The 486-nt window shown below is 67.1% G+C and carries 1 pseudogene; it reads right to left on the bottom strand.

What is annotated here, in order from left to right:
• Positions 1-133: 133 nt before the first annotated feature.
• Positions 134-486 (bottom strand): annotated as a pseudogene (locus tag IF20_RS36915) (transcriptional regulator); the annotation flags it as partial.

Raw genomic sequence — 486 nt, 5'->3', positions numbered from 1 at the left:
CTGTCACTGAGGGCGATCGTCCGCAGCGACGGCGAGACCTTTGCGTAGTTGAGTGGACGACCGTCGATCCGGACACGGGTGATCTCGACTTCGACGCATCCGCTCAGGACGGGGTAGGGGTAGATGATCCTGCTCATGGACGTGCATCTCCTTCGACGACCTTGCGCAGGCTCACGGTGATGTTGGTCCGGCCGGCGGTCACCGGATGACTGTCGACGTCCGTCACACCGCTGAACGTCGCGTACCGGACGCCCGGAGCGACGACCAGGACCTCTCCGGCGAAGGAACAGTTCTCGGTGGCGGTCAGCTCCGCCCAGCGCACCGGACTTCCGGAGGCCAACCCGCCGGCCCCGAAGCAAGCGGCCGGTGAGAGGTGCCAGGGGTCGTCCTGCTGAGGCACGACGACGCGGACGCGCACCGCCCATGCCCCGGTCGCGTCGACCTCACCGTCGATGTCGTCGACGGTTGGGTAACTGCGACCACGAC

Source organism: Streptomyces niger (assembly GCF_000718305.1).
In the GTDB taxonomy this organism is placed as follows: Bacteria; Actinomycetota; Actinomycetes; order Streptomycetales; family Streptomycetaceae; genus Streptomyces; species Streptomyces niger.
Note: the sequence above shows the minus strand (reverse complement) of the source record. Positions and strands in the feature narration are given on the sequence as shown.